Origin of the sequence: Xanthobacter sediminis, from assembly GCF_043195015.1 — a bacterium.
In the GTDB taxonomy this organism is placed as follows: Bacteria; Pseudomonadota; Alphaproteobacteria; order Rhizobiales; family Xanthobacteraceae; genus Xanthobacter.
This window is the reverse complement of sequence record NZ_JBAFWH010000004.1, coordinates 141,333-153,579: the sequence shown is the minus strand read 5'-3', so window position 1 is coordinate 153,579 and position 12,247 is coordinate 141,333. Positions and strand designations below refer to the sequence as shown.

The 12,247-nt window shown below is 70.9% G+C and carries 9 protein-coding genes; 4 read left to right on the top strand and 5 right to left on the bottom strand.

Features of this window, described 5'->3' with window-relative positions; genetic code table 11:
* Positions 1–45: 45 nt before the first annotated feature.
* The 3 genes from V5F61_RS06700 to V5F61_RS06690 all read right to left on the bottom strand — a co-directional run bounded on the left by V5F61_RS06700 (position 46) and on the right by V5F61_RS06690 (position 4,784).
* Positions 46–1,392 carry a S41 family peptidase gene (locus V5F61_RS06700; protein WP_393987955.1) on the bottom strand — a complete coding sequence of 449 codons (1,347 nt, stop codon included), beginning with the start codon at positions 1,390–1,392 and terminating at the stop codon, positions 46–48.
* Positions 1,389–2,759 (bottom strand): murein hydrolase activator EnvC family protein, encoded by a 1,371-nt coding sequence (locus V5F61_RS06695; RefSeq protein ID WP_393987816.1) that lies wholly within the window; start codon positions 2,757–2,759, stop codon positions 1,389–1,391. Before V5F61_RS06695 ends, V5F61_RS06700 begins: the two co-directional genes overlap by 4 nt.
* A 123-nt stretch (positions 2,760–2,882) precedes the next feature.
* Complete coding sequence (locus V5F61_RS06690) at positions 2,883–4,784, bottom strand: M3 family oligoendopeptidase (protein ID WP_393987817.1); 1,902 nt, start codon at positions 4,782–4,784, stop codon at positions 2,883–2,885.
* Positions 4,785–4,984: 200 nt separating this feature from the next.
* Here V5F61_RS06690 and V5F61_RS06685 point away from each other — a divergent pair, with 200 nt between their 5' ends.
* The 3 genes from V5F61_RS06685 to V5F61_RS06675 all read left to right on the top strand — a co-directional run bounded on the left by V5F61_RS06685 (position 4,985) and on the right by V5F61_RS06675 (position 10,000).
* Complete coding sequence (locus V5F61_RS06685; RefSeq protein ID WP_393987818.1) at positions 4,985–5,764, top strand: response regulator; 780 nt, start codon at positions 4,985–4,987, stop codon at positions 5,762–5,764.
* A 97-nt stretch (positions 5,765–5,861) separates the two neighbouring features.
* Positions 5,862–8,093: a L,D-transpeptidase scaffold domain-containing protein gene (locus V5F61_RS06680; protein ID WP_393987819.1), complete on the top strand. Its 2,232-nt coding sequence runs from the start codon at positions 5,862–5,864 to the stop codon at positions 8,091–8,093.
* 440 nt (positions 8,094–8,533) lie between these two features.
* Positions 8,534–10,000, top strand: a complete 1,467-nt coding sequence (locus V5F61_RS06675) for a DUF882 domain-containing protein (protein WP_393987820.1) — start codon at positions 8,534–8,536, stop codon at positions 9,998–10,000.
* A gap of 276 nt (positions 10,001–10,276) precedes the next feature.
* On the opposite strand, the gene V5F61_RS06670 is transcribed toward V5F61_RS06675, so the two are convergent.
* Entirely contained in the window at positions 10,277–10,543 is a 267-nt protein-coding gene (locus V5F61_RS06670; RefSeq protein WP_393987821.1) for a DUF2312 domain-containing protein, read from the bottom strand.
* 231 nt (positions 10,544–10,774) lie between these two features.
* Here V5F61_RS06670 and V5F61_RS06665 point away from each other — a divergent pair, with 231 nt between their 5' ends.
* On the top strand, positions 10,775–11,317 hold the full coding sequence (locus tag V5F61_RS06665) for a DUF1036 domain-containing protein (RefSeq protein ID WP_393987822.1): 543 nt from the start codon (positions 10,775–10,777) through the stop codon (positions 11,315–11,317).
* A gap of 47 nt (positions 11,318–11,364) precedes the next feature.
* Here the strand turns inward: V5F61_RS06665 and pdeM are convergent, their stop codons facing one another.
* Entirely contained in the window at positions 11,365–12,063 is a 699-nt protein-coding gene (pdeM, locus tag V5F61_RS06660; RefSeq protein ID WP_393987823.1) for a ligase-associated DNA damage response endonuclease PdeM, read from the bottom strand.
* Positions 12,064–12,247: the final 184 nt, after the last annotated feature.

The window sequence follows — 12,247 nt, the reverse complement described above, 5'->3', positions numbered from 1 at the left end:
CGCTGTTCTGCATGAATTTTCGGCAGTCCCGATGGGGCCGAAGGCTCAGTTCGCCTGGGTGGTCTTATTGGAACTCGCGGGGAAGGCGGCGTTCTTCACGGTGCCTTCCATCAGTTCCACGGCCAGCTTGAGCTGGGTGTCATCCTTCGGATCCGGCGGCACGTAGGAAGGCGAACCCGCCTGCTCGTCCTCGCCGTTCTTGAGATGCCCCTTGAGCGAGGCCTCGCCGCGGGTGGGATCACCGGAGGCACCGAGCTTGGCCTTCACGTCCTCGGGCATGTCCTGCACCAGGACGATGTCGGGCTCGATGCCCTTGGCCTGGATGGAGCGGCCCGAAGGCGTGTAGTAGCGCGCGGTGGTCAGGCGCAGCGCCCCGTTCTGGCCGAGCGGGATGATGGTCTGCACCGAGCCCTTGCCGAAGGTGCGCGAGCCGAGCACGGTCGCCCGCTTCTGGTCCTGCAGCGCGCCGGCCACGATCTCGGAGGCCGAGGCCGAGCCGCCGTTCACCAGCACGATCACCGGCTTGCCCTTGGTGAGGTCGCCGCCGCGCGCGTTGAAGCGCTGCGTCTCCTCCGGGTTGCGGCCGCGCGTGGAAACGATCTCGCCGCGGTCGAGGAAGGCGTCGGACACCGCGATCGCCTGGTCCAGGAGGCCACCCGGATTGTTCCGCAGGTCGATGATGTAGCCCTTGATCTTGTCCGGGCCGATCTCGGCGGTCAGGTCGTCAATGGCCTTCTTCAGGCCGTCATAGGTCTGCTCGTTGAAGGAGTTGACGCGAATGTAGGCGATATCGCCATTCTCCACCCGCGAGCGCACCACCTTGATCTTGATGGTGTCGCGCGTGACCTTCAGGTCGAGCGGCTTATCGACGCCCTTGCGCACGATGGTCAGGGTGATGGGCGTGCCCACCGCGCCGCGCATCTTGTCCACGGCCTCGTTCAGGCTCAGGCCCTGCACCGCATCGCCGTTGAGCTTGGTGATGAGGTCGCCCGCCAGCACGCCGGCCTTGGCCGCGGGGGTGTCCTCCATGGGGGCGACCACCTTCACCAGGCCGTCCTCCATGGTCACCTCGATGCCGAGGCCGCCGAATTCGCCCTTGGTCTGCACCTGCATGTCGCGATGGTTCTTCGCGTCCATGTAGGAGGAGTGGGGATCGAGCGACTGCAGCATGCCGTTGATGGCCGACTCGATCAGCTTCGCGTCCTCCGGCTTCTCCACGTAGTCCGAGCGCACGCGCTCGAACACGTCACCGAAGAGGTTGAGCTGACGGTAGGTGTCCGAAGACGCCGCCTCGGCCGCCGTGCCGAGGATGGCGCGCGGCTGCACCGCGGCGACGGCCACCAGGGCGCCGGCCGCGACGCCGAAAAGAAAAAGGGATGTCCGACGCATTATCCGCGCACCTTCCGACTTTCCGTTACCGCCCACCAGGGGGCGGGATCGATCGAGACTCCGTCCTTGCGGAATTCAACATACAATTGGGGCTGTCCCGAGGCCGTGCCAAGGGGGGCGCCCCCGGGCGCTCCCGCGCCCGGACGCGCCAGACCACCCATGACCGCCACCGGCTCACCCGCGAGGACGAACTGGCCGAGTTCCACGGTGATCTTCTCCATGCCCGCCATCAAGATATGGTATCCGCCGCCCGCGTTGATGATCAAGAGTTGGCCGTAACTGCGGAACGGGCCCGCATAGACCACCCAGCCGTCTGCCGGAGCGGTCACGGGAGCCCCGGCGCGGGTGGCGATGGTGAGGCCCTTGGCAGCCGCGCCCACGTCGTCCGCCGCCCCGAAATCGCGCAGGCGCACCCCCGCCACCGGCAATGGCAGCAAGCCCTTGGCCTCGATGAAGGGCACCGCGGGGGCGATGCGCGCGGGGTTCTGGAGGGCGGCGAGATCGGGCTTCGCGCCGGCGGGCGGCTCCGGCGTCGCGCGCGCGGCATCGGCGGCGCGGGCGGCGGGCGGCACCTCCGTCTCCAGGCGGCTCACGAGATCGTGCACGTCGGGGGCCGTTCGCGCCAGCGAATCGGCCTGCGCCTTCTCACCTTGCGGCAGGGGGTGCTCCTCCGCCTGGCGGCGCTGGCGCTCGCCCACCAAGGCGGCGAGGCGCTTCCTGTCCTGCTCCAGGGCAGCACGCAGCTGGCCGAGGCTCTCGCGCGCCGCCGTGAGCTCGCCGCGCACGCGCACCAGCTCGGAGAGGTCGGCCGCCAGCGTTTCCGCCTCCACCCGCATTTCCGGCAGCAGCGCGCCCAGCAGGATGGCCGAGCGCACCGCGTCGAGGGCGTCGTCGGGGCGCATCAGCAGCGCCGGCGGCGGATTGCGGCCCATGCGCAGCAGCGCGGCCAGCACCTCCGCCAGCACGTCCCGCCGCTTGGCAAGCGAGGCCGAGAGCGCCGAGGCCGACGTATCGAGCGCCGCGATGCGGCCTTCCACGTCGATGAGCTGCTGCTCCACCGTTCGCGAGCGGCCGGCGGTCTCGATGAGAAGGGCATTGAGCTTGGCGCGGTCACCCTTGGCGGCCTCCAGCTCGGCGGCGATGCGCTTCTGGAAATCCTCCCCGCTTTTCACATCCGCCTTGAGGGCATCGGTGTCGATGCCCCTGGCCGCGCGGGCGGGCGGAATGGGGGGCAGCGGCGCGCCGGGCGGCGGGCGCGCGGGAAGCTGGGGCGACGGCGTCCCGGCCGGATCCTGCCCGCGCGCCGGCACCACCAGCCCCGCAAGGCCGATGGCGAGGGCGCACAGGAGCGGGCCGGGTCGCAGCATCATGAATCAATGCTTAAGGCGACGGGGTTGAGGAGACGTAAAGGGCGCCGGTCCGCGGCGCCCGAAATCCAGCCCCGAGGGCGCCCGCGGCGAAAGCCAGCGGATGCCCTCGGGGGGAAACCCCTGTCAGGCGGCTTCCATGCCTTCCAGCTCGGTGATCATCCGGTCGATGAGCGAGAGGCCGGTCTGCCAGAAGGCGGGGTCCCGCGCGTCGAGGCCGAACGGGGCGAGCAGCTCGGAATGGTGCTTGGTTCCACCGGCCGCCAGCATCTGCAGGTAGCGGTCGGCGAAGCCGTCCGCCGCCTTCTCGTAGACCGCGTAGAGCGAGTTCACGAGGCAGTCGCCGAAGGCATAGGCATAGACGTAGAAGGGCGAATGGATGAAGTGCGGGATGTAGGTCCAGAAGGTCTCGTAGCCCGCGCCCAGGTTGATGGCCGGGCCGAGGCTCTCGCCCTGCACCTTCATCCAGATCTCGCCCAGCGCCTCGGAGGTCAGCTCGCCCTTGCGGCGCTCGGTGTGGACGTGGCGCTCGAAGGTGTAGAAGGCGGTCTGGCGCACCACCGTGTTGATCATGTCCTCCACCTTCTGGGCTAGCATGATCTTGCGGGCCTGGGCGGTCTCGGCCTTGTCCAGCAGGCGGCGGAATGTGAGCATCTCGCCGAACACCGAGGCGGTCTCGGCCAGGGTCAGCGGGGTCGGCGCCATGAGCGCGCCCTGGCGGGCGGCGAGCACCTGGTGCACCCCGTGGCCGAGCTCATGGGCAAGGGTCATCACGTCCCGCGGCTTGCCCTGGTAGTTGAGCAGCACGAACGGATGGGCCGAAGGCACGGTGGGGTGCGCGAACGCCCCCGGCGACTTGCCCGGCCGGGTCGGCGCGTCGATCCAGTCCTTGTCGAAGAAGACCCCGGCGATCTCGGCCATGCGGGGCGAGAAGGCACCGTAGGCAGAGAGCACCGTATCCTTCGCCTCGCCCCAGCCGATGTCGCGGGTGACGACCTTGGGGAGGGGCGCGTTGCGGTCCCAGAACTCCAGCTTGTCCTTGCCGAACCAGCGGGCCTTCAGCGCGTAGTAGCGGTGGGAGAGGCGCGGATAGGCGGCGCGGATCGCCGCCACCATGGCATCCACCACCTCCTGCTCCACCCGGTTGGCCAGATGGCGGGAAGAGGCGACATCGGGGAAGCTGCGCCAGCGGTCGGAGATCTCCTTGTCCTTCGCCAGCGTGTTGGTGATGAGCGAGAACAGCCGCACGTTCCTGGAGAAGGTGTCCGCGAGCGCGAGGCCGGCGGCGCGGCGCACCTCCTCCTTGGGGTCCTGCATCTGGTTCAGGGTGGGCTCGATGGCGAGATCCTGCCCGTTCACCGAGAAGCGCAGCGAGGAGATGGTCTCGTCGAACAGCCGGCTCCAGGCGGAGCGGGAGGTGGTCGCCTTCTCGTGGAAGAGCTGCTCCACCTTGTCGTCGAGCTGGTAGGGCTTGTCCTTGCGCAGGTCCTCGATCCACGGCCGGTAGTGGCCGAGCGCGGGGGCCGCCATGGCGCCCTCCAGGGCCGCGTCGTCGAGCCGGTTCAGCTCCAGCGTGAAGAACAGGAGGTGGGTGGAGGCGTCGGTGAGCCGCTCCTGGATGTCGCCGTAGAACTTGGCGCGCGCGGCATCGGAGGTGTCGCCCGCATAGACGAGGCTGCCATAGGAGGCGATGCGGCCGAGCAGGTCGTCGATCTCCTCGTAGCGCCGCACCGCGGCGCCCAGCGTCGCGCCCGCGTCAGGGTCGGCGAGGATGCCGGCGAGCTTGCCCTTGAAGGCATCCTCGAATGCCTTGCATTCGATGTCCGCCTTGATGAGGTCGGCCTCCAGCTCCGGCGCGTCCATGCCGGAATAGAGATCTGAGAGGTTCCACTCGGGCAGTGGCTCGGACACGGCGGCGGCGCCGGCGGACGCCGCGCGGACCACGGCCGGATGCGCCGCGCCGGAAGCGGCGCCGAAGGGCGCAGCGGCGGGGAACGGCAGGTCTGCGGGGCGGCGATGAAGCGACATGGAACCTCCGGCGGGATCGGGCGGGCGGAATGACGGGGCACCCCCGCGACGCCCTCATAGCGTGGCGCACACGATCACCTCAATGCGCCGCCGCCGCAAGCCGGCGCACCGGCCGCGGAAGGGTGCACGAAAGCGTGAGACTCAGACTTGCTTAACCAAACGCGCCCAAGCTGGGTATGTTCGCACCACGCCGGAATCCCATGAAACCCTTGCTGCTGCTGGTCGAAGACGACCCTGTGGAAGCGCGCCGCATCGAATCGGCCGTGCACCTCCTGGGCTACGACACCGCCCTCGCCCGCGACGGCGACGAGGCGCTGGCCCTCATGGAACGCATGGCGTTCGACGTGGTGCTGCTCGATCTGGTGCTGCCGGAGCTCGACGGCATGGGCGTGCTCGGCGCCATGAAGGCGCGCGGCATCCGCCTGCCGGTGGTGGCGGCGGTGACCGCCGAGGGCATCGACACAGCCGCCTCCGCCATCCGCGCCGGCGCGCGGGATTTCGTGGTGAAGCCGGCCGGCGCGCTGCGCCTGCAGGTTGCGCTCGCCAATGCAATGGCCCTCGCCAACACGCCGGCAGCCGGGGAGCCGATGCCGGAGAAGCCGATGCCCGACAAGGCGGAAGCTTCCGCCGACGCGGCCCGAATCACCCCGGCCGAGACCGGCCACGGCCGCCGTCCCGTCCTCCATCTGGTGGGAGAGCAGCCTGAGGCGCCGCCCCTCGCGGTGATGCCGGCAATGCCGCCCGCGCCGTGGGTGGATCGCGGCGGCCATGTGCGGCCGCTGGAGGAGATCGAGGAGAAGGCGATCCGCTTCGCCTGCGCCCATTACGGCGGCCGGCTCACGGAGGTGGCGCGCCGGCTCGGCATCGGCCGCTCGACCCTTTATCGCAAGCTTTCACGGCTCGGGCTCGCCGCCCATGACGGCACCCGGCCACCCCCCAATATGGAACCTATTGCAGCCCTGTTTGTTGCCGCTGAGTGACAAGCTCACGAAAACGCCGCGCGGCGCGCGGTTGTGAGTTGAACGGATATCTACAGCACGGCACCAGATGACGAGGGCCAGCGGCGAGGAGATGACCATGGCGGTCGAGGAGCACGTGGAGACGCGAACGGCACGCCAGCGTGCGATGCGGGGCCGGGCACGGGAACGCCGGCTCGCCCATACTCTGGGCGTGAGCCTCGCCGGCCTTGCGCTCGCCCTCTCCTGGCTTCCGGCGGCGCAGGCGGGACCCGCCGATGTGCCGCAGGCCATGTCCCCCGCGGCCGCCTCCGCCCGTGCTCTGCTGAACGGCCCGCGCCCGGCCGCGCCGGTGACGACCAACGCCGGCATGGGCACCGCCGACCCACCCCGGCGCACCGCGGCCGCCAGCACCGGTGGCGTGGATGCGGCCGGCAGCGGCGAGCATGCCCCGGCCCGTCCGGTCGCTGGCGGCATCGACGCCGCCGGCAACGGCGAAAGCACGCCGCCGGCCCGCGCGGTGGCGACGCCGGTGGCGCCCCTTTCCTCTTCGCCTTCCCCCGCGCGCCCGGAAACCGCCAACGCGCCGGCGGCTCCGACCCAGGCGCGTGACGCCGCCCCCCTCGCCCCGACGGCAAGCCAGGCGAGCACGCCCGCGCATCTTCAGCCTGCGACTCCGCCTGTCGCGCCGCGCGCCGCCGAATCAGCCCCGTCCTCCCCCGCTCCCGCAGCACCGGCCACAGCGCAGGGCGCCCCGGCCCCCGGCTCGTCCGGCCCGGCGACTGCCGGCTCCGCGCAGGTCCCCGCCGGCACGCCGGCGGTCGCCGCCGCACCCTCGGGCCCGCTGGCACCGGTGGCGGAGGCGGTGGCCATGCAGCTCGCGGAGCCCTCCGGCCTCGGCGCCACCAAGAAGGAAACCGAGGCCCTCGCCGCCTTCTATGGCGCCCGCCTGGGCCTGCCGGTGTTCGTGGACGAGCGGGGCGTGAACGCGCGCGGCGCAGCCGCGCTCGCCCGCTTCGCCGCGGCCGGCGAGGACGGGCTCGACCCCGCCGACTATGCGGTCGCGCCCCCGCCGCGCGGCGCCGATGCCACCGCCCTCGCCGCCACCGAGCTGCGCCTCGCGGTAGCCGCGCTCACCTATGCCCGCCATGCCCAGGCGGGCCGCTTCGAGCCGAGCCGCATCTCCGCGCTGGTGACCCCCACCCGCGAGATCCCCGACCCCGCCGCGGTGCTCGCGTCCCTCTCCGAGGCGAGGGACGTCAACGCCACCCTCGCCGCCTTCAACCCGCCCCACGCCGGCTACAAGGCGCTGAAGGCGAAGCTGGCGGAAACTGAGCGGCCGCGCACCACGACCCAGGTCGCCATTCCCGCCGGTGGCCTGCTGAAGCCCGGCGACAGCGATCCGCGCGTGCCCGCGCTGCGCGCCCGCCTCGGCCTTTCCGGCATGCCGGGCGACCTCACCTATGACGACGCCCTCGTCAGCGCCGTGAAGGCCTTCCAGGACACCGTGCGACTGAAGCCCACGGGCGTGTTGGGTGCCACCACGGTGGCGGCGCTCAACCGGGGCGTCGCCGCCGCGCCGAGCCTGGAGGCGAAGGCCGACATCATTGCCAACATGGAGCGCTGGCGCTGGCTGCCGCGCGACCTCGGCGCCTATTACGTGTGGGTGAACATCCCCGAATACCTTGCCCGCATCCACGAGGGCGAGAAGGTCGTCCACGAGACCCGCATCGTGGTGGGCAAGAAGGACACGCCTACCCCCCTGCTCAGCCAGGACATGCGCTATGCGGTGGTGAACCCGGCCTGGAACATCCCGCCCTCCATCGCCCGCAACGAGATGATGCCCCTCCTGCGCTCCGACCCCGAGGCCCTGTCGCGGCGCGGCATCGAGGTGGTGCGCAACGGCTCGGGCGGCTACACCTTCCGCCAGTCCCCCGGCGAGCGGAACGCGCTCGGCCGCATCAAGTTCATGTTCCCCAACGACCACTCGGTCTACCTGCACGACACGCCCTCCAAGGCGCTGTTCGCGCGTGAGCAGCGGGCCTTCAGCCACGGCTGCATGCGCGTGCAGGACCCGCTGGAGTTCGGCGAGGTGCTGTTCAACATCGGCCTGCCCGGCGAGAGCTGGACCGCAGAGCGCATCGGCAAGATGTTCGGCGGCAAGGAACGCTACGTGACCCTGAAGCAGCGCATTCCGGTGCACGTGGTCTATTTCACCACCTTCGTGAACGATACGGGCCGGCTGGAGACCCACGAGGACATCTACGGCATCAATGCCGAGGTGAAATCGCGGCTCGGCCTCGACGCCGCAAAGCGGCGCATCGCCGAGAGCGGGGTCACGCCGCGGCGGTGATTCGGTCGCAGGGGACCCTCCCGCGCCGCAGCAAAATGCGGCGGCGCGGATTTTGCCGCGCAGGCTATTTCGCAAGATCACCGGCGGAAATTGATTTTATCCAGAAAAAGCAATGTGTAACAGAAAGTGGCGCTAGGCCTGCCAGCCTAGCGACGCCGCGGAATTGCGCCAACATGCCGCACTGCAAGAAGGCCTCCAACAGCCAGCCTTGCTTGCCTATGGTACTCCCGCCACAGCCACGCGCCAGCTTCCAGCACGTTTTCGCCATGTTCCGCCTCTAGCCAAAGCGGGACAGACGTGGTCACGACGGCGTGACCGAAGCGCGTGCCGAGCGTGGGAAGGAGCGGGTGTCAATTCACCCTTAACCTAACCCGGCAAGACTCCGTTAGCGTCGCGGTTCGCCGCGGCGTCTTCGAAACCAGAGCCCCGGGTTCGCGACATTGGCCAGGACTTCCGCTTCGACCGTCCCCTCGGTCCTCACCCGACCCCTGCGCCGCGGCGCGCGGGCGCTCCGCGCCTCCGCCATCGGCATCGCGCTCCTGGTCTTCGGCTCCACCTCGCTCCAGAACGCCATCGCCAACGGCGACACGCGCACCCTCACGCTGCACCACAGCCATCGCGGCGAGACGGGCACCTTCACCTTCAAGAAGGACGGGCGCTATGACGCGGAAACCCTCGAGAAGCTGAACTGGTTCCTGCGCGACTGGCGCAACGACAAGCCCACCAAGATGGACCCCCACCTCTTCGACATCGTCTGGGAGGTCTACCGCGAGACCGACGCCACCTCGACCATCCAGATCGTGAGCGCTTACCGCTCGCCGGAAACGAATGCCATGCTGCGTTCGCGCAGCCGGGGCGTCGCCAAGTTCTCCCAGCACATGCTGGGCAAGGCCATGGACTTCTACATTCCCGGCGTGAAGCTGGTGGACCTCCGGGTGGCGGGCCTGCGGCTGCAGCGCGGCGGCGTGGGCTTCTACCCCACCTCCGGCTCGCCCTTCGTGCACATGGACACCGGCAACGTGCGCCACTGGCCGCGCATGACCCACGACCAGCTCGCCCGCGTGTTCCCCGACGGCAAGACCGTGCACGTGCCCACCGATGGCAGGCCACTCGCCCATTATGCCGAAGCGCTGGCCGAGATCCGCGCCCGCGGCTCCAATGCCGGGGTCGCCGTCGCCTCCGCCGATTCCGGGCGGGGCATGAAGAACTTCTTCTCGGGCTTCTTCGGCAAGAAGGACGCGGAGGACGAGGAGGGGCCGGCCGAAACCAGCGTGGCCCAGGCCTCCGCCGAGGAGGCCAGCGAGGCCCCCGCCCCGGCCGAGCGCGCCGCCGCGCCCGCTCCCCGCGTCGCCCAGGCCGCCCCGCTGCCGCAGGCGCGGCCGGCGGAGGCCATGGCCGGCGCCATCGCCACCCAGCAGGTGGCCAGCGCCGCGCTGCTCGCGCCCCTACCCCAGCGCCGCCCGGCGGAAGCCCAGGCCCGCGGCCAGCAGATGGCCGCAGCCCCCCTGCCCGCCGTCATCACCCGCGGCACCGATCGCCCCGGCCCCGAGGCCCTGGGCTATGCCGCCGCCGGCGACGTCTTCGGCCCGGCGCCCATTGCCGCCCGCGCGCCCGCCGCGGCTGAGATCTCGACCGCCCGGCGTCCGCGCGAGCGCGCCCGCGCGGTGCAGGCCGTCGCCTTCGGGCGCCTGTTCCTGTCGCCGAGCCTGTCGAGCGAGCTTTACCTGCGGCCGCCGGAGCTGCGGGTCTTCACCGCCTTCATGGCGCCGCCCACCCAGGCCGTGGCCATGGCCTTCTCGCGGGACGCGAGCTTCGGCCTGAAGTCGAGCTTCAGCGGCACCGCGGTGGCGGACGTGCCCACCTTCGTCTTCCGCGCCCCGGCCTACGCCCTCAACCAGCGCATGTGAGAATGCCCCCTCGGCCCCGGCCCTCGACCGGAGCCGGGCGGGATTCGGTCAACCGGCGTTCGGGGACAGCTCGCGAGCCTTCTGCATGAGACGGGGTCGCCCGGCGGGCGCCCGGCTTTCGCGAACCGGCCCGGCGCAGGCTATCCGGAACGGCGCGCCCTCACGGCATGAGGGCTCAGGCGGCGAGACGCGCGCCAGCGGCATTCCCATGCGCGTGCGCCCCGGCCGTCCTGAGACGCCGGGGGCAGGGCACGCCCGCACCTGAAGCGCGCACCTTCAGAGGAAGATGCCGAGCGCCTGGCAGTAGAGCTCGACGATGGCGTCGAGTTCCTTGCGTTCGTCCGCGTCTTCCTTGCGCAGCTTCAGGATGGCGCGCAGGGCCTTCACGTCGAAGCCGTTGGCCTTGGCCTCGGCGAACACGTCCTTGATGTCGTCGGAAATCGCCTTCTTCTCCTCCTCCAAGCGCTCGATGCGCTCGACGAAGGACTTGAGCTGTTCCTTGGCAAAGCCCGCGGGGGCATCCGACACGTCTTCTTCCGCCACCTGGCAGGTCTCCTCAATCTGATCGGGCGGATGATAGAGGCCCCCAAGCGGCCCGCGTCAAGGATCGATCCCCGCTTTCCACGCCGCGCGCCGGGCCCCTGCGCCCCGCCGCAAAAACGCCGCCATGCTGCCGTGATCGGCGGCGACAAGACCGCTCCGCCCCCGCCGGCCATTGACGGATCGCGCGATGAAAGGCACACAGCCTGCTCCATGTTTCGCTGTCCCGACCGCATGACGGATCCTGACCGCACCGGGCCGAGCCGGACCGGCCGCGCCCGCACGGCGCGATCGGCGTCCCTTTTCGGCCTCGCGCTGGTGCTTGGCCTCGCGCTCGCCCCCGCCCTTGCCCACGCCGATTTCCGCCTGTGCAACCGCACCCAGAGCCGCGTCGGCGTCGCCGTGGGCTACAAGGACGGCGACACCTGGGCCACCGAGGGCTGGTGGAACGTTGCCGCCAACAGCTGCGAGACGCTGCTGCGCGGCGATCTGGTCGCCCGCTTCTACTATCTCTATGCGGTGGACTACGACCAGGGCGGCGAATGGTCGGGCAAGTCGCCCATGTGCACGCGGGAAAAGGAATTCACCATCCGCGGCGCGGAGGATTGCCTCGCCCGCGGCTTCGAGCGCACCGGCTTCTTCGAGGTGGACACCCAGGAGCAGAAATCCTGGACCGTGCAGCTCACCGAGGGCGGGCAGTCGCGCCCGGCCCAGGCCCAGGCGCACCCTCCGCTTCCGCCGCCCGCGCCGCCGAACTTCCGCCCGAAGCCCCAATAGGCCCTGCCCGCCGGCCACCTGAAGAGCCTCTGCCAGCCGCAGATGCCCTATCCCGCCCGCTCCAGCGGAATGCGGAAGGTGCGCTCCGCACCCAGCAGATGCGCCTCGAACGGCCGGGCGAACAGGCTGGAAATGGCCGGCTCCCGCACATCCAGCCCCCCGGCATAGGCGCCGAAGGCGGGCATGAGCAGCCGGGCGCCATCCGTCACGAAGCAGCGCCGCCGCATGGAGCGCCCGCGCGCCGCCACCCGCGCCGCCGGGTGCAGGTGGCCGCACACCTCGCCGGCGGCGGCACCCTCCTTCGGCTCATGGCGCAGGCGCAGCGGGCCAAGGGCCAGCATCTCCAGGCAGGCACCCCCGAGCCCGTGCGGCGCGGGATCATGGTTGCCGGCGATCCAAACCACATCCACCGCCGCCGCGAGCGCCCGCAACCGCGCGCGGATGCCGGCGTCGAGCCGCGCGTCCGCCCACCGGTCGTGCAGGCTGTCGCCGAGCGCCACGAGGGTGCGCGGGCGGTGGCGGGCCACAAGGTGTTCCAGGCGGGCGACGGTGTCCGCGGTGTCGAAGGGCGGCAGCATCTGGCCGCGCCGGGCAAAGGCGGACCCCTTCTCCAGGTGCATGTCCGCCACCATCAGCAGCCGCTCCTCCACCCACAAGGCGGCGCCGGAGGGATCGAGCAGCAGCTCGGCCCCGGAGAGGCCGATGGCGGTGAGGGAAGGAAGGGCCGATTCGGCGCGCGCGAGCATGGACGCGATTGTGCAGGAGGCGAGCGCGCAGGCAAGGCCGGCGGGGCAAGGCCAGCGGGGAACGAACCACCGGGCGGACTTGAATTCCTCCGACCCGATGGCCTATGCCCTGCCGCAGGCACATGAGGTGCCCCGCCCCAGGGTCCGCCCTGCGCGGCGCTGTCCCCCGCGCCGGCGGATGCGG

Bases quoted from the DNA above. Each gene is read 5' to 3' on its own strand.
- V5F61_RS06665 (WP_393987822.1), top strand. From the start codon at position 10,775: ATGACGGATCCTGACCGCACCGGGCCGAGCCGGACCGGCCGCGCCCGC.
- V5F61_RS06695 (WP_393987816.1), bottom strand. From the start codon at position 2,759: ATGATGCTGCGACCCGGCCCGCTCCTGTGCGCCCTCGCCATCGGCCTT.
- V5F61_RS06690 (WP_393987817.1), bottom strand. From the start codon at position 4,784: ATGTCGCTTCATCGCCGCCCCGCAGACCTGCCGTTCCCCGCCGCTGCG.
- V5F61_RS06685 (WP_393987818.1), top strand. From the start codon at position 4,985: ATGAAACCCTTGCTGCTGCTGGTCGAAGACGACCCTGTGGAAGCGCGC.
- V5F61_RS06680 (WP_393987819.1), top strand. From the start codon at position 5,862: ATGGCGGTCGAGGAGCACGTGGAGACGCGAACGGCACGCCAGCGTGCG.
- pdeM (WP_393987823.1), bottom strand. From the start codon at position 12,063: ATGCTCGCGCGCGCCGAATCGGCCCTTCCTTCCCTCACCGCCATCGGC.